The sequence below is a fragment of the Flavobacterium sp. KACC 22763 genome (assembly GCF_028736155.1).
Classification (GTDB): Bacteria; Bacteroidota; Bacteroidia; order Flavobacteriales; family Flavobacteriaceae; genus Flavobacterium.
In genome coordinates, this window is record NZ_CP117879.1 from 3,892,827 (window position 1) to 3,913,923 (window position 21,097).

Consider the following 21,097-nt stretch of genomic DNA (forward strand, 5'->3'; position numbering starts at 1 on the left):
TAAAGAAGTTACATTCAAATAAAAATGGGCGGGGTTACTCTCATTAATAAGTAAGGGTGGAGCTTTGTAGAAGGAAGTTTGGACTCTTGATTTTTTTTTCAGAAAAAAATTACCAAAAAAAATATATCTTTATCAATACCAATTATAAACACTTTTTAATCTTAATAATTATATATGAATATTTTTAAGAAAATAAATGAGCAAAAGCAAAAGGACATAGAACTTCCTATTGACCCAAATGAATTATTTTATAGTCTCAAAAAGGAAAAAGAATATTCATATCTAAGAGGTATTCAAGAAGAAGCACTAACAATCTGGCATAGTAAAAGAAATAACAATAATCTTTTATTAAAAATGAATACAGGTGCTGGTAAAACACTTGTAGGGTTATTAATTTTATACTCCAAAATGATTGAAACAAAAAAAAGATCAATCTTTTTATGCGCTGATAAACAATTAGTAAACCAAGTTTTTGAGCAATCCAAAAAATATAATATACCTACATGTTGCATAGGAAATGATAATGAGTTTCCTGAAGATTTTTTAAACAACAAATCCATCTTAATTACAACAGTTCATAAATTATTTAATGGTAAAAATATTTTTGACAAATATAAAATTGAAGTTGAATCAATTGTAATAGACGATGCTCATAAGTGTATCGAAAAAGTCCAAGAGTCTTTTACCATTAAAATACCTAGAGAGCACAAAATGTACGAAGCATTGCTCAATCTTTTTTCTGCTGAATTAAAAAGACAAGCTCCTGGTTCTTATGAAGCAATTAAAACTGAGCAACCGGATTACTATATGAAACTACCTTTTTGGAGTTGGATTGATAATAAAGAATCCGTTATTAAAATCTTTTCAAATTATTTAGGAGAATTAGATACATTACTTTTTAAATGGGATTTATTTCACAATAATTATAACCAATATGAATTATACATTAAAGGGTCACAAATTGAAATTTCACCAATTAAATGCTTTACGCAAAATATTATTACATATTCAAATGCGAAATATAAATATGCTCTATCTGCCACATTTGAAAATGATTCTGACCTCTTATACGATTTGGATTTCTCTTTAGATGCTATAAACAATCCTATAGAACCTAAAGACAGAAAAGATTATGGACAAAGATTAATTCTGACTCCGCAAAGATATTTTCAAGGGTTTGGTGTTGATAACATAAAAGAAATTGTAGATCACCATTTAAAAAATAGTGAGAATGTACTAGTATTAGTTCCATCTTACAGAGAAGCAAGATTATGGGAAGATATTGGAGCTACAATTATCAATGAAAATATTGAGAATGAAATTGATAATCTTAAAAATTCAAAAGGAAATTTTGTTGTCTTAGCAAATCGATATGATGGTATAGATTTAGGAGGAGATTCATGTAATGTCTTAATTATTCATGAACACCCAAAATATAAATTTATTAAGGATAGATATTATGAAACAATTCTACATAAAACTAACACTAATATTATAGCCCAAACTATCGAACAAGGATTAGGTAGAACGGTTAGATCTGGAAATGATTATAGCGTCATTTATCTTCTTGGCAAAAATATATTAAGATTTTTAAGATATAAAGAGAATTTCAAATATCTAAATAAACACACAAGGAAGCAAATAGAAATCGGACTAGATTTATTAACACAAGGTAAGGAAGAAGAAGAGCTTACCAGTGAGCAATTTAATGATTTAATATGCGAAACTGCAGATTACTGTCTTTCACAAGATGATCATTGGCTTGTGACCTACCAAAACTTCATGAATGAAACAGAAAATGACAATTTAGATTTGAATAGAGAAGAAATATTAGAAATAAAAGATTTAGAAAAGAAAGCCATTTTAGAGTTTATTAATGGGAAAATTCAAAAATCACTAGATCTAATTCAAAAAATATTGAATAAAAACATTTCTTCTCCAGAAAGAGCGATTTATACAACACTATACTCTAATATAGCATATTTAATAGACAAGAATCTATCTAACGATATGATTATTAAAGCTCGAGATTTCTCTCGACATACTTTTGATCCTTTCCTATCGCAAGAATTTGCTAAAAAACAATTAAAATTTGACAACCAAATTTCAAAATCATTAAAATATTTACAATCTTTTTCAACTTTAAATGATGCAATTCATTCTATTAATGAAACCATAAATGACTTAAGATTTGATCCTAATAACCCATCAGAAAAATTTGAAGCGGCAATTAAGTCCCTTGGAAAAATTTTAGGTTTTACGTCTTTCAGGCCTGAAAAAGAAAAAAATGAAGGCTGTGATAATTTATGGTTAATGGAAAACAACACATGTTTAATTATGGAGTCAAAGTCCGAAAAATTACATCAAAATTTGATTTGCAAGGATAATATTGGACAAATAATGAATTCAATAAATTGGTTCAATGAAAAGTATCTGAATGACAATATAATATATTACGGAGTTACAGTACAATACAATAAAAGAAAAGAAAGAGATGTAGTCCTAAACGAAAGATTACGATCTATAGATAATACAAGTTTAGAGAAGATAAAAAGTTCTTTATTAAAATTTACAGATTTTCTATCAAAAAATCAATTAAATAATTTATCAGAACAACAGATCAAAGCTGAATTTAATTCATACAACTTTCTTAGCGAACAATTTGTGTCTACATACTTAACAAAGATAATTTAACAACATAACTCTTCAATTATTTCGACAAATCCAATAATATATCTAAAACAATCAACTATAGAACAACAAAACAAATACATAACTCTATTTAAATAGATTTTATATACTTTTGTAAAAAAGCAATTTATTATAATTATGAGCAAGGACATTAAAATAGAAGCTTTCGAATATCTTTTATCACGGTTAATTGATTGGAAAAACCAATATTCAAATAATAATGATCTTGGCATTTTAAAAGTTTTAAAACTTACTTTTTTTGTATCAGCTGCTGGAACGGATCAAAATTCTAAAGAAACATTACTAGATGATATTTTTAACAATTTTGTAGCAATGCCATATGGACATGTAGAAAGTGATGTATATAAATATATAAAAAATGGATTACTATCTAATGTCTCAATAAATAACAACACTTCAAAACTGTCTGAATCGTTTAATATATTAAACTATGATAGTAATGTGAGAAATAAAATAGACAAGTCAGTACAGTTGTTAAAGGAAATAAATCCTGAATTAATAAACCTCTCCTCTTTTGATTTAGTTGACCTGAGTCATTCATGGTATTCTTGGCAAAAATATTTTAATGAAGCTAAATCTAAAGGAAAATTAAGCACTGTTATACCCGTTGATGAAATTAAGAAAGAAGATAAAATTTATCAAATTTAAGAAAATTGGCATCTGAGATACACAAATTAAAAGGTGATATTGAAAATTCATTTCCTAATGATTGGCTTAGTGCCTATTTAGGTGAAGATGATAAAATCATCAACAGAAAGGCTTTTAAAAAACTTTTTTCCAATACTTTAAAAAAGGTTGTGGATTCATTTTTCTTGTCACTTCTAAGGGGTGAGTATATAATTAATACAGGAAAAAAAATCAAAGAATTAAAAGATTTATCTGACTTTATAAATGATCAATTTTCTTTTCTTCTAGAGAATGAAGAATCGCAAGAAATGGTTATCAAACATGTTAAAGTTGGCTTTACAGATGTTATAAAAGTTTATTCAAATTTATACGTAAACTTTATAAAGTTAATTGAACTTCAAAATAAAAATCCAAATCTAGACATTCTTTTTGATGTCGATTATGACACGAGGTCATATTATGAAAAAATAAATGAAACCAACAAAGATTCTATAAGACTTTTTGATTTAACTATCTTTTTATTCAAACTTGATCATTTTTTTAATGACACGGATATTGTCTACAAAAACTTACTCCAATTAGAAAGAAACATAAATGATTTTTCCGCAATAAGATATACTGTTCTAATAAAAGACAAAATACATTTTTTAAAATTTAAATGGGAAGTAAGACAAAAAAGCTATAATAAAAATTCAATTAAGGCATATATTGTAAATAACGAATTGTTCATAACTACTGATGTAATAAATTTCCATTCAGGAAGTGAAAAAATAAAAGAGTGGAAAAAATATATTGAATCTTACTACGAATTAGACAATTGGAAGAATAACTTAAGAAGTCAGGTCAATTTATTTAAGCATAAAAAATTTGATGTTTTATGTATTTTACAATTATTGCAGTTGTTAAAATTCTATAAAGATGTAGATTCTAATATTTATAACTTATCAGAAGTAGTTAATGAATTTCATCGTCGATTTATCAAAAATGAGCATACAGAGCAAAGATATATTTACAACAAAATATATCTTTATGCACTTAACAATCAATTCTCTTTATTGTTAATGCAAAATTCAATAACAGATTTAAAAATCAATGAACTTAGAGAAGAAATTGAAAAAATTCAAAGCAAATGCAATATTGACAACTTTTTTATTGACTTTAAGTACATTAGTTACAAATTAGATCAATTAAATAAAAAATTTGAAAAAAGAGAAGAATTCGAAGATTTTGCAAAAGAAAAAACAGAACTTGACAACCTTGAGACAGCTATAAAATCTTACAAGCATAAATTAGGATGGTCAAAAAACAATCATAATTTACTTTATCAACTTCCTTACAAAGAAAGCTTAGTAGAATCAAGTATAAATGATTTATCAATATATTATGCATCTTCAATCGTCTTACCTCTTTCCTTAGAAGAAAGTGAAAATAATTTTCAAATCATTAGTGACAAGTACAAAAGATTAAACCAATTGGTATTGTCAGTCTCTTCATTAGGTAAAGAATTTGATACTATTAAAGATATAAAATCCAATGAAATAAAAACTCTTGAAATTATTGGTATATTTACTGCTATTACAGCATTTATTTTAGCAAGTATTCCATCTTTTACGTTTGTTAAAGATTTTAATCAAGCATTACTTTTTACAGGTATTATTGGTTGCTCATTATTTTTAATGGTCTCTTTAATATTTTTATTTACTCGGGGCTTTAAAAAAGCAAATACTTGGATCGTATTATTTTCTGCAATTATTTTGCTAATTATTAGTATGAAGACTTTGGAAAACGTAATAGAGAAAGAAAACATCAAGGAAAAATCTAAAGACCACAAAAATAATATTGATAAAAATAATAAGCAAGAATTAAAAAAACCAACTCCACACTAGGAGTTGGTTTTTTCTCAATTCAAAAACCAATGATAATCTCCATTACCAATTAGTGCTTTTTGAATACCCTGAGTAAAATCAAAAGCATTCACATTTCTATCAAGAAAGGTATCAATATAACTGCCTTTGTTTGCTTGTGTAAAGAGATTATATACATTCCATAAGTTTATATCTCCTTGCTGATTTCTACTAAAACTTTCATCTTCATAATAATCTTTTACAATAGTATTAATATGACTATCCGTGAAGTTTAAATTTGGAATTAAAGACTTTGCTGTTTTTGGTAAATGTTGATATAATCTTGTTCTCCCTATTAATTGAGCGAATTGATTTTCTGTCAAAGACTGTTGTGATAACTCTTTCATCCCTAACAAATGTTTTTCAGCATTGTAATTTTGTATAACAGATAAAACCTTGCTTTGCAGTTCCTGGCATGAATAAACTTTCATGTCATCCACAAATCCATCACTCCAAACGCACAAATTACAACAAACTTTATTTTGAAATCCAATGAAAAACTTGAATTTTTCAAATGTCTTTTTGCTGTATAAATTCTCCAAATTATAGCTTCTTACTCCACCGATAGTAAGAGCAATTTCATTACCATTGATAGTTTCTAGAATACTAGGAACTCTAATAATGAAAGCCATTCTTTCAAAATACTGAGTTCTCTCATGTTCCAATAAATCATTAACATTTTTATGAATGGCTCCTGGTGTTCTACCTTTAATTTGATGGCTTACTCTAATTTCTGTTTTGTCAAAATTGGTGTTTGGAAACACTTTTGAAAGCGATTCCTGAGCAATCTCTATAAATTCCTGATGAGCAATTGTTCTTTCATTATCTTTTGAAAATACAGGTATAACGCAGTTGTTCTTCAACTGATCTAGGTTAATTTCTGTAGTATTGGCTTCAATAAAAGGTTTATTTGGAAATTGTGTCACAATTGGTATAATATGTCTTTCAGATTGAACATTGCCAGGAAACGTAACCCCATTATGCTTTACAGGTATTAATCTATATGGTTCTTGATTGTTGTTTTGCTCAATTGTTGTAATTAGCGCTTCCATTAGTACTAAATGTTTTAGGGTTTAACAATAGTTCATTTGAGTTAATAGTATCTTTTTGAAGTTTAAAATCATACTCCAATAATTCTCTCCAATTGCTATATTGATTGTAAAGAACTTTTAATTCCTCAACTGTTCTAGTTGTTTTAATTCTTTCTCTAGCATCTTGTAAATTAGTTCCACTATTACACCAATCCAATATCTTTTTACCTGTATTAGAATTTATTATAAACTCAGGTTTTCCCATAAACAAACCAGTCCTGTCTTTACTTGAGATAGCAAAATGCTTTATGTCGATTTCAAAAACTAAGGTAAATTCATAATCTAAATCATTTCTTTGAATGGCTTTTAATCCAACTTTTTCAGGAATAAACTTCCCGTCTTTTTGATTTAAGACGTAATCCTGTTTTGTTCTCATAGTTGCAATAATGTGAGCATCTATTTGTAGAATTTTATCAATGAAAGCATTTTGTCTTGGTGTAACTTTTGCCCAATTAGTAAATGAGTTCCCTGCTAATGAGCTATGATAATCCAATAACTCTTCCCATGACTGAGAAATAGAATCAATAATTATGGCTTCCATACCTGCCTTTTCGCACACTTCAATTGCTTTAATGTAATTTTCTGGTGTAAATGGTGGTTTTAATGAGAGCACATTATATTGCCCTAAATGAGCATATAAATCTGCGCTTCCATTTTCGCTATCAATAACAGCGACTTTACTAAAATCTCCATTAGTTAAACCTTGCGCTAATAATAAACTAGAATATGTCTTGCCTGATCCGCTACTACCTTGAACAGCCATTTTTATTTTAGCTTTTTTTCTTTCTGATTTTCTTAATTGCATAATATTAATATTTAATTTATTTAATATTTTTCTGAACGCTTAAATTTTTAAATAAAAAAAGGCTAACCTCAAAAAGAGGTTAGCCTAAAAAAAGGATTGTAGACAGTTACAAAAAATATTTTTTAATATGGTTTATACCATAAGTCGATATTAAAGGAGTTTCATATCTGTTATCCGCAACTTTAAAAAAGACAGCATTCCTCCAATTATCTAATGGCTCATTATACTCATTAAGGACATTCTTTTCTCTCAATAACTTAAAAAGATTCTTTTGACCTAAACCTTTACAATTAATAATTTTAGCAGCCTCACTAAAAGTGTAAAATTTCATTTCTCCAACTATATCATCTAAATTGGAACTAAGCTTACTAAAATCCATCATAAATTCAATAATTTTTCATTTTCATTATCCAGCGTTTCATTTTCAAATTCCTTTAAATAAGCTTGTGTAATTTCTACATTAGAATGTCCCATTGACTGAGAAATAATATCCGATGATACCCCCAGAAATTTCATGTTTGTAGCGTAAGAATGACGAATTACATAACTTGTTAAATTACTTTCAACACCAGCAATTTTTGCTAACTCCTTAAGATCTTTATTAAACTTCTTCAACGTTTTTGCCTTTCTATTTTCCAATTGTGTTGGTGTCATGTTTGAATTGACAATTATAGGAAAAACATAATTTGAATTATATTGCAAATCTTTATAGTAGATCAACACTTTTTTTACTGGCTCGAGTATTTTTATCACAAATTGCTTATTTGTCTTACTCCTAGTATAATAAATATTTTCTCCTAGGATATTTGACCATTTCAATTTCATTATATCTATAAAATTCATGCCTCTGCAATAATATGAAAACACGAAATAATTAAATGAATTCTGCAAATACGGATATTCTAACATATTTACATTCAAAATCTTTTTTACTTCATCTCTTGTCAATGCTCTTTTTGTTACCTTGCCTTTTAATTTAGAGATCTTATATTTCTTAAAAGGATAAAACTCTTCACTAGCAACTCCTCTATTAAGTGCATCATTGTATAATGCTCTTAATTGACGCATTTTAACTGCTATTCCACCATCATTATTATTATTTGATCTTAAATAAACTTCATATTTTTCTAAAAAGGTCACTGTAATATCATTAAATCTTAAATGCGGATTTTTTGAAAATTTTAATACTGAATTTTTAGTGTCTTTATAAACTCTCGCATTTCCAGTTTTCCCAGATTTAATTTCATCTTTAATAACCTCATCAAAGAATTCAAAAACAAGAACATACTCTTTTGTTTTACCTATAAATTTATTTTCAAAATCAATTAATGAAAAATTTATTTTATTAGCTTCAAAGTCATCTATAATTGACAAAGCTTTTAAAACTTGTTCCGATAGAATTAAATTCCTTTTTTTATGTAGCTTATGCTTTTTATTAAAACGTTCATTTTCAAACTCATCAACTTTAGTTCTAAACCCCAAACCTATTTCTTTCTTCTTCCTATCTTTTGTTATTCTTAATGCTACAGAAAGAAGACCTTCAGCATTAGGCTTATTTTGCAATACAATTTTTACGCTTGTACTTTTCATAATCAATATTTTTAAATAGCAAATTACCCCTGAATAGGGGCAGTTTTTACATGTTTTGCAGGAATTACATCCTTACATATTACAATCTTTTATATTTACCTTGCTCGACTTTTTTTATGGCTTTCTTTTTTTGCCATTGTTTTAATTTATCGTCAATAGTTCTTTGGGGAATATTAAGTTCTTCACCCACTTTGATTGCTTCTTTTCTTGTAAAACTCGGATTTAATGAAAACAATAGTTCTTCATCCTGGTCTGATAAACCACCATCATTTAATGAATTATGATTTATAATTGCATGTTTCAAAACAACTTTAATTATTTTTAAAGCTGTAATAAAATCTCTGTTAGAGCATACTAATTCAGACTTCTCGGATATTTCTTCTACATTTCTTAAGACTGTTAAAATCATACACAATCTAAACATAATTAAACCATGCCTATGTAAACTTGAAATTACATCATGACTATGATTTTCTAAAATGTCTTTATGAATAAACATAAAATCTTTAAGAAATCTTTTATATTGATTATCTGTCAGTTTAAATAATAATTCATCTTTTAATTGAAACATTTTACCGTAGAGATCATACACCACGTTTCCTGATTTTTCAAAAATTTCTTTGTAATTGTGTGTTTGAGGTGCAAAGACATTTTTAAAACCAGAAACTTCATCAAACGAATACATTAAAAATCTACTAAAAAGCCCATTCCCTTTTGATTTGATTAGTGGTTGTAACTGATCTGGCGTACCACTTACAATCATTGACATTTTAGGCTCATCAATTTCAATATACCTACTATCCAATTGCCTGCTCAATGATATACTCTCATGATGAAATGCCTTACGTAGTAAATCACTATAATTTGACCAATCATTTTTAAGCATATTTGACAAAGTATCTGCTTCAGATTCGATAATTAAAACTCCATTTTTTGAAACATTCAAATAGGAATACATTTCTGAAGTACTAATATTTGCAGGAATTATTTTTAATTCAAGTTGTGGACATTCCACAAAATCCTTGTCTTTATCTTTTTTCTTTTTAGCCTGACAAATTGAATTTTGAAGTTTACTATCTTCTAATATTTTAGAATGAATTCTTTGGACTAATATTTTGGAAAAATTCATTACTCCTTTGCCAGATGCAGGAGGAGCAATAATTAGAACAAATAAGTTAGGATAAACTTTATCTCCATCATAAATACCATATACATTCGGAATACTACAGCTTAGTACACCAAGTGATGAAAGCAATACAATATCTCTTTCTCTCCCTGAAAATATATCAGTAACATTTTTTAATACTCTTGGTAAATTTTTATATACCAGTTCTGGAATGTATTCGTTTTTAAGAATAACAAGTTTTTTATTATCTGTTTCCATTTCATTTAGATTTTAGATAATTGTTTAAATTTTCTTGTAAAACTCCGATGCTTTCATTTCTGTTTTGAAGCATCCAATTATCCAAATCAATACGCTGAAAATAGATTAGCTTGTTGTTTGGTTTTGAAAAACTAATTTTGTTTGATGAAGTTAATTTGTACAAAAATGATTTTGATACATCTAAATAATTAACTGCTTCGTTAAAACTCAAGATTTCTTTTTGAGGTAATAGTACTACGCTCTGAAAATCTTCACCTTTGTTAAAAGTGATTTTTTCCATCTTTTTCTATTTTTAATTATAAAAAACCAGAAAACTCAATCAACAAGATTTGTTGATTAATGTACCAAAGAATAGGTACGAATAAAACGTAGTGATTTTTGAATATCAGATGCAAAGTTACATCCATTTTCTAAAACTCCAAGAAAATTGGCTATTAAAAATTTATGACATGACCTGAAAACTTAAAAATGTTTCAGATATGTTTCAGACATAAAATTAAAAAAGCCTCTACATTGCTGTAAAGGCTTGATTCTAAAAGTGGTCCCACCTGGGCTCGAACCAGGGACCACCTGATTATGAGTCAGGTGCTCTAACCAGCTGAGCTATAGGACCGGTTTAGAGGATGCAATATTACTACTATTTTTCATTCACTCCAAATATTTTAAGACATCATTTGTATTTTATTTTAAATCTTTTTTTGAATCTCAAAAACGAAATTGATTTTCAACGTCTTATTCAAAAATTAAAATGACATTTTTTTATTTAATTTCTTGGCAAAGCTCGACCAAAACACCATTTGTGTTCTTCGGATGCAGAAAAACAACCAATTTATTATCAGCACCTCTCTTTGGAACTTCATTAATCAAGACAAAACCTTCACTTTTTAAACGAGCAATTTCAGCTTCGATATCATCAACATCAAAAGCAATGTGATGAATTCCTTCTCCTTTTTTCTCTAGAAACTTAGCAATCGGACTTTCAGGATTTGTTGCCACCAAAAGTTCGATTTTATTATTTCCCGTTTGAAAGAAAGAAGTCAATACGCCTTCGCTTTCTACGGCTTCCATTTTATAAGACGGAACGCCAAGCATTTTTTCGAACAAAACATTCGCGTCATCCATGTTTTTTACTGCAATCCCGATATGCTCTATTTTATTTACCATTTCTCTTATCTTGATTGATTTATATAAGTATTAAAGTAACCACACTCTGCAATTACATCCTGATAATATTTGGTATCAGAATAGTCTTTTCTTAAAGCTTTGAATGAGTTCCAGGCAATAAAATTAACTTTATCATCTTGAATTTCCCAATAGCTATTTACGGTATTGTATTTTTTATTGTAGTAATCATTTCTTTCGCATTTCGAAATCAAATACAAACATTTTGCTTTTTGCTCTTTGTTCGAAGCTGCTTCAAATGCTTTTTGGTAATACATTTTAGAAACCGAATTATTTGTAATCATCTCTTTCATCGAATCTCTAAATGAATAAGGACTTGAACCATAGCCCACAATACTTATTTCATAAAAAGTTCTTCCGTTTCCAAAATGAGAAATATTATAAAAGGCATTCCCTAACAAAAGACTGTTCGTGTAAACATCTTCTTTCTGAGCCAGTTTATCCTGCATTTCTTTTATTGTAGTTAAGAAATCCATGAAAGTATATTTTCTTTTCTGGTACGCCGCATGTTCACAGTCGTGGCAATCTTTAATATTTCCGTTAAACGGATTTCCTAAGAATTTAACATACTGAACAGAATCAGTTTGTTTCATAAATTCAATCGCTTCTGGAATTTTATTTTTAAATGTCGCCTGAACCGCCTGAAAATTATTAATATCTTTCAGTTTCAAACTATAAATTCCTGCACCAATTTTTTCGATTTCAGATTTATTAGATTTTTCCAAAAAGCTTTTTAATGCCAGCAAATTCTTTTCATTGTCATAATATGCATTTCCATCGTTCCAATAACTATAGCGTGATTCGCCATAAATCTCGGCCATAACCTGATCTCCTTTTTCTTTATACAGATGTGACAAATAGCTTCTGCTCCATGAAGAAGCATTTTGGTAACGAAATTCGTTTCCTTTATAATTTTTAGGAAGTTCATAATACAGCCAATTCAAATCAGCTAGGATTGTTTTCTCATTTTTATCTGTCAGCTTATCAATCTTGCTTAAATTGTTTACAAAACGCAATAAACGAAGCTGCATTCCTGCCAATTCTGTTTTCGGAAGTGTTTTTTCGGCTTTGCTGTAATTCTTATCTGCATTAGTATAATCTCCTTTTAAGGTCTGAAGATATCCAAGTGCAATATCCCATAAATATGGTTTATAGGTATTTCCTGCGGCAGAAATTTTCGCTATCAAATCAACAGCGCTATTGTCTACTTTTGCTTTGTTTTCTGTTTTATTTTCGGCAACAGTCTGCGGTGTAGGAGGCTTGCTATAATCCCCACTGCTCACCTGAAATGAGTTGTTTATTTTTTGTTCCAGCGAATTAACCAATCTTGTCCCTAAATAATTTAAATGTTCGCTTTTTGGATCTAACTCGTAGATTTTTTCAATCGCTTGTTTTTCATCTTTATAATATCCATGAATTGCCCAAAGCGCTGCTTTTTCTTTGTTGGTTTTGGCCATTGCCAAAGCTTTAGTCCAATCTGACTCGTTTTTTGGTTTGAAACTATAAGCTGTGACCACTCTTAATTCTGGACATTTATCAAAAACTTGAGCGTATAAATAGTTTGAAGTTGCATATTTTTTCTGCTTATAATTAATTCCAGCAACATACGCCAAAGCACGATAATACAAAGTATTCTTTGCAACAGAACTTTCGGTTTTATTAAAAAAGTCAATTGCTTTTTGTTTATCGTTACTATAAAAACGCGCTTTCATGGTTAAGAACCAATATCTGTTTTTCAAAAATGGATCTGACAAAGTATTGTACACATTTTCAATAGATTGAATCATTTTAGCGTCATTGAAAGTTTTTGCCACAACAGGATCATAACTCCAATAATCATCTCCAATCGAAACCGTTTCTATCTTTTGCGCTAAATACAAAAATTCGACAAAGTTTTTTACTTTCTCATCTTTCAAATTCAGCTTTTTGCCCCATTTCTGAGAACTTTTATTTTCCTTTTTTGTTTTATAGTAAACATGCAAACCCTCAATTTCTTCTTTGTTTTTGATAGCATCTTTTTCATCAGAATAATATCTCGGCTTTTCATCACCAATCAAAAAATAATTGACTGTTGTTGTATCTGCTTTTCCTTTAAGATAATCTGCCCAATCTGATTTTATATTTTTATTAAAACGAGAATTGTGCTGAGTATCAAAACCAATTCCGTAGAAAATTCCACCTGATAAAAACAAAGGCGAGTATGATTTGTCGGCAAAAGTTTCTGGAGTAAAATTTGAATTATAAGCACCAAAATAATCCCAATCTCCATCTGCGCAGGCATAAATGATTCCGCAAGCAAAAAGGAATGCGGCACTAAAACCAAGAAACAACTTGCTTAAAAATATTCTTTTCATAATTATTTAAATTGAATTCGTCTAAATCGTAAAATATAATTTCGTTTGGCTTTTCGACAAGATTATCTTGCAAATCTTCTGCCATTTCTTTTAAATCTTCTGTTTTAATTTCCTCTATTTTCAGAAGATCATTTTCTTCATAAAAAACACCATTTTTATAATTGGAATGTTTTGCCCTGAAAAAAATCGGACCTGTTTTTTCAAAATTAGAATCCTTTTCTAATGCTGCGATACTCATTTTAGAACGAAGCCCAATTACTTTATTCTCTCTGATGTGAACTCCCCAAGAATAAATTGGAAATGCAAAATCGAGATGCAGCGGATATTTCTTCAAACTTTTAAGATATCGCTCTGCTACTTTCTGATCGTAAATAGAATTTAGCGAATCTGGAGCAATCGATCCCATATTGTAATACATCAGAACTCCAGAATCTACATTTGGGATTTTTGTTTTTTTGAAGTATTTCACCTGATGCAAACGAATGGTAGCTGAAAGTTTCTTTTTCGAAAGTTTTTTAAAAACCTCTATAAATTTCAAATAATTCTCTTTGCTTTTTAATGTCCAATCGCAATCTATTTGAATTTCCTGACAAGAAATTTTATTTTTCGAATTGATTTGTTCTATAAAATCAAACGTTTTTTGAGCCAGATCTTTTACATCAAGATTGGGTTGCAACATGACTTTGTTCTGAATAAAAACCACGGGAACAATCGTGTATTCTTTTGGATTTTCTTGAAAACGCACGGGGCTTATAGGAATAGGAAAATTTGATTCTGGATGAAGTCCAATGTCAAAATATCTTACATAGAGTTTTTTGACATTGTTTTCATTCAAAGCTTCTTTTTCTGCTTCAGAAAATTTAAACACTGTTTTCCAGTAATAAAAAGAGATTACAGGTTTTTCATTTTTAGTGCATGACAACATTAAAAAGAGAAACAAAACTGGAAAAAGTCGCTTGAACAAAACTTAGGAAAATTATATTTTAGTTCAAAAGTAAGAAATTATATCATTTTAAAATGTTTGAAACACCAAAATTTTAAAAGATTCGCAAAAACTGCAAATCCTAATAAATGGATAAAAAATTTCAATTAAAGCAAATATAATCGTTATTTTGTGCAATCAAACTGAAAAACCGTTATGTTGAAAAACACCCTTAAATATATTGCATTTATAATTTTAATATCAATGATAAGCTGCGCCAAAAGAGGCAGCATTACCGGCGGTTTAAAAGACACACTTGCTCCAGTTTTAATTTCGAGTTTTCCTGAAAACTACAGTACAAATTTCAAAGGAAAGACCATCACTTTGAATTTTGACGAATATATCAAACTGAAAAACACCAATAAACAATTAATCATTTCTCCTCCGTTTAAAAACGAGCCATTAATCTCACCTCAGAGTGTTAGTAAATTTATAAAGATCGAAATTCGAGATACTTTACAGCCAAACACTACTTACAGTTTAAATTTTGGGCAAGCGATTCAGGATAATAACGAAGGAAATGCTTTAAATCAATTTAAATATGTGTTTTCTACAGGAGCCTACATTGATTCGCTTAAACTGAGCGGAAGAATAAAAGATTCTTACGGAAAATATGTTGACAATTTTGTTTCTGTTATGCTGTACGAAGTAAATGATAAATTTAAAGATTCAACCATTTACAAAGAGTTTCCGCGATATATTACCAACACTTTGGATAGTATGCGAACTTTTCAGTTTGAAAATTTAAAAGAAGGAAAATATCTTTTGGTTGCTTTAAAAGACAAAGGATCAAACAATAAATTTAATCCGAAAGATGATAAAATCGGATTTTTAAAAAGCTATATCACAATTCCAACAGATACTGTTTACGAGTTAGAATTGTTTAAGGAAACGCTCCCGCTAAAAACTTTCAAACCAATTCAGGCTTCTGGAAACCGTTTGTATCTTCCGTATGAAGGGAAACAGAATTTCAAGAATTCAAAACCAAAAATTACACTAAAAAATGGCAATGAGGTTTTAGAAACTATTGTAACTCAATTTCCTAAAAAAGATTCACTTCAAGTTTGGTATAAACCTGTCAAAGCTGACTCGTTATCAATGGAAGTTGAAAAAGGAAGCTACAACAAAAAGTTTTCTTTCAAAATTAAAGCTCTCAAAAAAGACACTTTAAACATTAAAGCGGTACAAAATGGCCAGCTTAATTTTAGAGAGCGTTTTACATTGGAAAGCGAAACTCCTTTAGTAAAGTTTGATAAATCTAAAATCAGATTGGTTAACAAAGATTCTGTTGCCGTTCCTTACACTACAGAATATGACGAATTTGACCAGAAACTGTACATTGATTTCAAAAAAGAACCTTTAGACAAGTATAGTTTTACTTTCTTACCAGGCGCTTTGACCGATTTTTATGAAAAAGCAAACGATACTTTATCGTATAAACTCGCCACTAAAGAATATGCCGATTACGGAAATATTATATTGAATCTGAAAAATGTAAAACGTTTTCCTATCATTGTCGAATTGACCAATAAAAAAGGTGATGTTGTTTTAGCCGAAGGATATTCTGAAGGCGCAACTACTCTAGAATTCAATTTATTGCAACCTGACGTTTTTACCGTTCGCATTATTTATGACGACAACAAAAACAAACAATATGATACTGGTAGTTTCTTAGAAAAAAGATATTCTGAAGAAGTATTTTACAATCAGGAGGAATTTGATGTCCGTGCCAATTGGGATCGAAACGAAACCATTGACCTAAGCATTCCGTTTAATCCAGAGGTGGAGAAAAAACAAGACGATAAAAAGAGAAAAGAAGCAGAAAAGAAACGCAAAGCTTTTTAAAGCCTAATTTCAAACTGATCTCTATCGCTTAAAAAGTCTAACTTTTTACGCGTTTCATACATGGCGTTTTTGTCTAGTTCTACGACAAAGACACCATTTTTTTCTTGTGGCTCTAAAATATAATTGCCTAAAAAATCTATTGCCTGCGAATGGCCAATATGTTCAAAATTGTGAGCATCCTTCCCTATTCTGTTTACTCCAATTACATAAGAAAGATTTTCTATTGCTCGAGCTTTTAGCAAAGCATCCCATGCATTGGTACGTACTTTTGGCCAATTGGCCACATACAAAATTAGATCGTAATTTTCTGCATTTCTAACAAAAACAGGAAATCTCAAATCGTAACAAATCTGAAGGCAAATTTTCCAATCTAGATAATCTATAATCACTTTTTGATTCCCGCGCGTATATACTTTATCTTCGCCTGCCAGAGAGAATGAATGACGTTTATCGTAATATTGAATTTCGCCAGACGGAAAAACAAAAATCATTCGATTATAATACTTCCCATTTTCTGCAATGACTACACTTCCTGTAATTGCAGTATTTTTTTGTTTTGCTTTAAACTTCATCCAACCAATTGTTTCACCTTGCATAGTTTCAGCAACTTCAGGAGCATTCATTGTAAATCCGGTTGAGAACATTTCTGGAAGTACAATCAAATCTACTTCCGAATCAATCTCATTAATTTTTGAATCGAAGTTTTCTCTGTTTTTACTGGCATTCTGCCAAAAAAGATCGGTTTGGATTAAAGCTATTTTCATTTTTATAATTGTATGAAAGTCAAAAACACTTTGAAATTATACCACAATAAGACTTGGAACAGCACTTTTATAAGCCTGCAGTTTTTCGTGATTCGGCTCTACTTCTGTGATTACATAATTTACCTCAGATAAATTCGCAATTTTCATTTTAAGAACCGTATTCAATTTTTCAGTAATGGTCAAAACCGCTGTTTTTCTAGAAGCATTAATCATCGCTTTTTTCACCTGAACTGTTTCCCAGTCAGAATCTGAATAACCACCCTCAACATCAAGAGCATTGGTTCCTAAAACCAAAAGATCTGCTTTTATGCTCGCTAATTGCTGAAAAGCTTCTCCGCTCACACACATTTGACTGTAAGAAGAAATACTTCCGCCAATCATAATGGTTTTAATATTAGGTTTATCCAAAAGCTGAACAGCCGTTAAAGCAGTAATAGTAAAAACAGTCAGATTAAGATCGTTTGGTATTAAACGGATAAATTCACGAATGGTGGTTCCTCCGTCAACAATTAAAACCATACCATCATGAAGAAGATCGACTGCTTTTTGTGCAATAACTTGTTTCGCTTCTACGGCATAAGTCTGATTCAAGGAAGAATAGTGATAACCTTTGGTCATAGCACCACCTTTTACTTTAATAATAAGTGCTTCGGCATCAAGTTCGTTTATATCACGTCGAACGGTATCCTCAGAAACACCAAGTTTAGCCGAAAGAGTTTCAAAACTCACACGCGTATGCAAGTTGATCTCTTTTAGGATATGATTTTTACGTTCTTCTTTGCTGTAATTTAAAACTTCATTTTCAGTGCTCATGCCAATTATTTTTTTCTTCTTACAAAAATAAGAATTTAAATGTAGCCTGAGAAGCTATCAAACCTGAAAAAAGACTTTTTATAGGCGTATTAGGCTTGTTTAGAGAAAGAATTGAAGACAAAACAGCATCTTGCCCATATAAATAAAAAAACGCATTCAAATCAATGAATGCGTTTTTCTAAAATTATACTAAATTGTGTATTATCCTTTTAAGCTCGCTGCTAAATACTCACGGTTCATACGTGCAATATTTTCAAGCGAAATTCCTTTTGGACATTCGATTTCACAAGCTCCTGTATTTGTACAGTTACCGAAACCTTCTAAATCCATTTGGTGAACCATGTGTAAAACACGATCTGTTGCCTCAACTTTACCTTGTGGCAATAGTGCATATTGAGAAACTTTTGCAGAAACGAATAACATTGCTGAAGAGTTTTTACAAGTTGCAACACAAGCTCCACAACCAATACAAGCAGCCGCATCAAATGATTTATCTGCATCGTCTTTTGGAACTGGAATAGTATTCGCGTCAATTGTATTTCCTGAAGTGTTTACAGAGATAAATCCTCCTGCATGTTGGATTCTGTCAAAAGAACTTCTATCTACAACTAAATCTTTAATTACTGGGAAAGCTTTTGCTCTAAATGGCTCGATAAAAATTGTATCACCATCTTTAAACATACGCATGTGTAACTGACAAGTTGTAACTCCTCTGTCTGGCCCGTGCGCTTCACCGTTGATGAATAAAGAACACATTCCGCAGATTCCCTCACGACAATCGTGATCAAATGCTACAGGCTCTTCTCCTTTATTGATTAAACCTTCGTTAAGAACGTCTAACATTTCAAGGAAAGACATGTCTGGTTCGATTCCATCGATAGGATATTCTACAATCCCTCCTTTATCTTGAGCGTTTTTTTGACGCCATATTTTTAATGTAAGTTTCATACCTTTTTCGTTTGAAAGTCATAAAGTCGAAAGTCGCAAGTCGCTCGGCACATTTTGCCTTTTGACTTTAAGACTTTGGGCTTTCGACCAAATTCTTATTTATAACTTCTTTGAACTAATTTAATGTTTTCGTAATTAAGAGGTTCTTTGTGTAACACTGCATCACTTGGTTTTCCTTTGTATTCCCAAGCTGCAACGTATGCAAAGTTTTCGTCGTCACGAAGTGCTTCTCCTTCTTCTGTTTGGTATTCCTCACGGAAGTGACCTCCACAAGATTCGTTACGGTGTAAAGCATCTTTCGCGAACAATTCTCCTAATTCTAAGAAATCGGCAACACGAGTTGCTTTTTCTAATTCCTGATTAAATTCGTAAGCACCTCCAGGAACTTTTACATCTTTATAAAACTCTTCACGTAAAGCAGCAATTTCTTCGATAGCTTCAGTTAAACCTTTAGCATTACGAGCCATACCTACTTTATTCCACATAATTTTTCCAAGTTTTTTGTGGAAATAATCTACAGAATGTTTACCGTTGTTATTGATGAATTTATTAATTTGATCTACAACCGCTTTTTCAGCTTCAACGAATTCTGGCAAGTCAGTAGAAATTTCTCCCATTTTAATATCTGGAGCTAAATAATCTCCGATAGTGTATGGCAATACGAAATATCCATCAGCTAAACCTTGCATTAAAGCAGAAGCTCCAAGTCTGTTTGCACCGTGGTCAGAGAAGTTAGACTCTCCAATTGAGAAACATCCAGGAATTGTCGTCATTAAGTTATAATCAACCCAAGTTCCACCCATTGTGTAGTGAACCGCTGGGTAAATCATCATTGGTGTAGTATAAGGATCTTCGTCGACGATTTTGTAATACATCTGGAATAAGTTTCCGTATTTACTTTTCACGATTGCAGCTCCCAATTTAGTTACCAAAGCAGCATCTTTATCATCTAAACCTTTTACATAAGCATCTTCAGTTCCGTAACGTTTAATTGCTGCTGCGAAATCTAAGTAAACTGCTTCTCCAGTTTTGTTAACACCAAAACCAGCATCACATCTTTCTTTAGCCGCACGAGACGCAACGTCACGAGGCACTAAGTTACCAAACGCAGGATATCTTCTTTCTAAGAAATAATCTCTTTCGTCTTCAGATAAATCAGTTGCTTTTTTCTTTCCTTCACGGATAGCCTGAGCATCTTCTAATTTTTTAGGCACCCAAATACGACCGTCATTACGTAAAGACTCAGACATCAAAGTCAATTTTGACTGATGATCTCCTGAAACCGGAATACATGTTGGGTGAATTTGTGTGTAACAAGGATTTGCAAAAAATGCTCCTTTTTTATGAATTTTCCAAGCTGCTGTTGCGTTACTTCCCATAGCATTTGTTGAAAGGAAAAATACGTTTCCGTATCCTCCAGAACCAATTACTACCGCGTGAGCAGAATGTCTTTCTATTTTTCCTGTGATCAAGTCACGAGCGATAATACCTCTCGCTTTTCCGTTCACGATTACAATGTCAAGCATTTCGTGACGGTTGTACATTTTAATTTTTCCACGACCAATTTGACGGTTCATTGCAGAATAAGCTCCTAACAATAATTGTTGTCCAGTTTGTCCTTGCGCATAAAATGTACGAGAAACCAAAGTTCCTCCAAAAGAACGGTTATCTAAAAGTCCGCCGTATTCACGAGCCAATGGCACCCCTTGAGCCACACATTGGTCAATAATATTACCTGAAACTTCAGCCAAACGATAAACGTTTGCCTCACGAGCACGGTAATCACCACCTTTTACAGTATCGTAAAACAATCTGTAGATAGAGTCACCGTCACCTTTATAGTTTTTTGCCGCGTTGATACCCCCTTGTGCTGCAATAGAGTGCGCACGACGTGGAGAATCTTGGAAACAGAATGCTTTTACGTTATATCCTAACTCAGCCAAAGTAGCCGCAGCCGAACCTCCAGCTAAACCTGTACCAACAACGATAATATCTAAATTACGTTTGTTAGCAGGGTTTACTAAATTAATATGATCTTTATAATTTGTCCATTTGTCCGCTATAGGACCATTTGGAATTTTTGAATCTAATGCCAT

General features: G+C 30.6%; 17 protein-coding genes and 1 tRNA gene. 4 read left to right on the forward strand and 14 right to left on the reverse strand.

Going from position 1 to position 21,097, the window contains the following annotated elements; all coding sequences use genetic code 11:
* The first annotated feature begins 174 nt into the window (after positions 1-174).
* The 3 genes from PQ463_RS16330 to PQ463_RS16340 all read left to right on the forward strand — a co-directional run bounded on the left by PQ463_RS16330 (position 175) and on the right by PQ463_RS16340 (position 5,225).
* Positions 175-2,694 (forward strand): DEAD/DEAH box helicase, encoded by a 2,520-nt coding sequence (locus tag PQ463_RS16330; protein ID WP_274254575.1) that lies wholly within the window; start codon positions 175-177, stop codon positions 2,692-2,694.
* A 135-nt stretch (positions 2,695-2,829) separates the two neighbouring features.
* A complete protein-coding gene (locus tag PQ463_RS16335) occupies positions 2,830-3,360 on the forward strand; it encodes a type II toxin-antitoxin system antitoxin SocA domain-containing protein (protein ID WP_274254576.1) in 531 nt (176 codons plus the stop codon).
* A gap of 5 nt (positions 3,361-3,365) precedes the next feature.
* The gene (locus PQ463_RS16340) at positions 3,366-5,225 is read left to right on the forward strand and encodes a hypothetical protein (protein ID WP_274254577.1); all 1,860 of its coding nucleotides are present in this window, start codon (positions 3,366-3,368) and stop codon (positions 5,223-5,225) included.
* Positions 5,226-5,239: 14 nt separating this feature from the next.
* Here PQ463_RS16340 and PQ463_RS16345 read toward each other — a convergent pair whose 3' ends face one another.
* The 10 genes from PQ463_RS16345 to PQ463_RS16390 form a co-directional block, all read right to left on the reverse strand.
* A complete protein-coding gene (locus PQ463_RS16345; protein WP_274254578.1) occupies positions 5,240-6,295 on the reverse strand; it encodes a DUF3871 family protein in 1,056 nt (351 codons plus the stop codon).
* Entirely contained in the window at positions 6,270-7,139 is an 870-nt protein-coding gene (locus PQ463_RS16350) for an AAA family ATPase (protein WP_274254579.1), read from the reverse strand. Before PQ463_RS16350 ends, PQ463_RS16345 begins: the two co-directional genes overlap by 26 nt.
* A gap of 106 nt (positions 7,140-7,245) precedes the next feature.
* On the reverse strand, positions 7,246-7,521 hold the full coding sequence (locus tag PQ463_RS16355) for a phage antirepressor KilAC domain-containing protein (RefSeq protein ID WP_274254580.1): 276 nt from the start codon (positions 7,519-7,521) through the stop codon (positions 7,246-7,248).
* On the reverse strand, positions 7,518-8,729 hold the full coding sequence (locus tag PQ463_RS16360; RefSeq protein WP_274254582.1) for a site-specific integrase: 1,212 nt from the start codon (positions 8,727-8,729) through the stop codon (positions 7,518-7,520). The genes PQ463_RS16355 and PQ463_RS16360 overlap by 4 nt, the downstream gene beginning before the upstream one ends.
* Before the next feature lie 79 nt (positions 8,730-8,808).
* Positions 8,809-10,113 (reverse strand): DUF3987 domain-containing protein, encoded by a 1,305-nt coding sequence (locus PQ463_RS16365; protein WP_274254583.1) that lies wholly within the window; start codon positions 10,111-10,113, stop codon positions 8,809-8,811.
* A 1-nt stretch (position 10,114) separates the two neighbouring features.
* Positions 10,115-10,393, reverse strand: coding sequence for a helix-turn-helix domain-containing protein (locus PQ463_RS16370; protein ID WP_274254584.1), 279 nt, complete (start codon positions 10,391-10,393; stop codon positions 10,115-10,117).
* A gap of 259 nt (positions 10,394-10,652) precedes the next feature.
* Positions 10,653-10,726 (reverse strand) — tRNA-Ile (locus PQ463_RS16375).
* Positions 10,727-10,872: 146 nt separating this feature from the next.
* Positions 10,873-11,277: a methylmalonyl-CoA epimerase gene (mce, locus tag PQ463_RS16380; protein WP_274254585.1), complete on the reverse strand. Its 405-nt coding sequence runs from the start codon at positions 11,275-11,277 to the stop codon at positions 10,873-10,875.
* Between the two features lie 5 nt (positions 11,278-11,282).
* A complete protein-coding gene (locus PQ463_RS16385; RefSeq protein WP_274254586.1) occupies positions 11,283-13,649 on the reverse strand; it encodes a hypothetical protein in 2,367 nt (788 codons plus the stop codon).
* Complete coding sequence (locus PQ463_RS16390) at positions 13,609-14,517, reverse strand: hypothetical protein (protein ID WP_274254587.1); 909 nt, start codon at positions 14,515-14,517, stop codon at positions 13,609-13,611. Before PQ463_RS16390 ends, PQ463_RS16385 begins: the two co-directional genes overlap by 41 nt.
* 270 nt (positions 14,518-14,787) lie before the next feature.
* Between PQ463_RS16390 and PQ463_RS16395 the strand changes: the two genes are divergently transcribed.
* Positions 14,788-16,476: an Ig-like domain-containing domain gene (locus tag PQ463_RS16395; protein WP_274254588.1), complete on the forward strand. Its 1,689-nt coding sequence runs from the start codon at positions 14,788-14,790 to the stop codon at positions 16,474-16,476.
* On the opposite strand, the gene PQ463_RS16400 is transcribed toward PQ463_RS16395, so the two are convergent.
* The 4 genes from PQ463_RS16400 to PQ463_RS16415 all read right to left on the reverse strand — a co-directional run bounded on the left by PQ463_RS16400 (position 16,473) and on the right by PQ463_RS16415 (position 21,097).
* A complete protein-coding gene (locus tag PQ463_RS16400) occupies positions 16,473-17,240 on the reverse strand; it encodes a nitrilase family protein (RefSeq protein ID WP_274254589.1) in 768 nt (255 codons plus the stop codon). The two genes, PQ463_RS16395 and PQ463_RS16400, sit on opposite strands and share 4 nt — an antisense overlap.
* 36 nt (positions 17,241-17,276) lie before the next feature.
* On the reverse strand, positions 17,277-18,053 hold the full coding sequence (locus PQ463_RS16405) for a DeoR/GlpR family DNA-binding transcription regulator (RefSeq protein WP_111377477.1): 777 nt from the start codon (positions 18,051-18,053) through the stop codon (positions 17,277-17,279).
* Positions 18,054-18,254: 201 nt separating this feature from the next.
* Positions 18,255-19,001 (reverse strand): succinate dehydrogenase/fumarate reductase iron-sulfur subunit, encoded by a 747-nt coding sequence (locus PQ463_RS16410; protein WP_177211807.1) that lies wholly within the window; start codon positions 18,999-19,001, stop codon positions 18,255-18,257.
* A 95-nt stretch (positions 19,002-19,096) separates the two neighbouring features.
* A complete protein-coding gene (locus PQ463_RS16415; protein WP_274254591.1) occupies positions 19,097-21,097 on the reverse strand; it encodes a fumarate reductase/succinate dehydrogenase flavoprotein subunit in 2,001 nt (666 codons plus the stop codon).

Coding starts and splice junctions, on each gene's coding strand:
- PQ463_RS16330 (WP_274254575.1), top strand. CDS start 175: ATGAATATTTTTAAGAAAATAAATGAGCAAAAGCAAAAGGACATAGAA.
- PQ463_RS16335 (WP_274254576.1), top strand. CDS start 2,830: ATGAGCAAGGACATTAAAATAGAAGCTTTCGAATATCTTTTATCACGG.
- PQ463_RS16345 (WP_274254578.1), bottom strand. CDS start 6,295: ATGGAAGCGCTAATTACAACAATTGAGCAAAACAACAATCAAGAACCA.
- PQ463_RS16350 (WP_274254579.1), bottom strand. CDS start 7,139: ATGCAATTAAGAAAATCAGAAAGAAAAAAAGCTAAAATAAAAATGGCT.
- PQ463_RS16355 (WP_274254580.1), bottom strand. CDS start 7,521: ATGATGGATTTTAGTAAGCTTAGTTCCAATTTAGATGATATAGTTGGA.
- PQ463_RS16360 (WP_274254582.1), bottom strand. CDS start 8,729: ATGAAAAGTACAAGCGTAAAAATTGTATTGCAAAATAAGCCTAATGCT.
- PQ463_RS16365 (WP_274254583.1), bottom strand. CDS start 10,113: ATGGAAACAGATAATAAAAAACTTGTTATTCTTAAAAACGAATACATT.
- PQ463_RS16370 (WP_274254584.1), bottom strand. CDS start 10,393: ATGGAAAAAATCACTTTTAACAAAGGTGAAGATTTTCAGAGCGTAGTA.
- mce (WP_274254585.1), bottom strand. CDS start 11,277: ATGGTAAATAAAATAGAGCATATCGGGATTGCAGTAAAAAACATGGAT.
- PQ463_RS16385 (WP_274254586.1), bottom strand. CDS start 13,649: ATGAAAAGAATATTTTTAAGCAAGTTGTTTCTTGGTTTTAGTGCCGCA.
- PQ463_RS16395 (WP_274254588.1), top strand. CDS start 14,788: ATGTTGAAAAACACCCTTAAATATATTGCATTTATAATTTTAATATCA.
- PQ463_RS16400 (WP_274254589.1), bottom strand. CDS start 17,240: ATGAAAATAGCTTTAATCCAAACCGATCTTTTTTGGCAGAATGCCAGT.
- PQ463_RS16405 (WP_111377477.1), bottom strand. CDS start 18,053: ATGAGCACTGAAAATGAAGTTTTAAATTACAGCAAAGAAGAACGTAAA.
- PQ463_RS16410 (WP_177211807.1), bottom strand. CDS start 19,001: ATGAAACTTACATTAAAAATATGGCGTCAAAAAAACGCTCAAGATAAA.
- PQ463_RS16415 (WP_274254591.1), bottom strand. CDS start 21,097: ATGGCATTAGATTCAAAAATTCCAAATGGTCCTATAGCGGACAAATGG.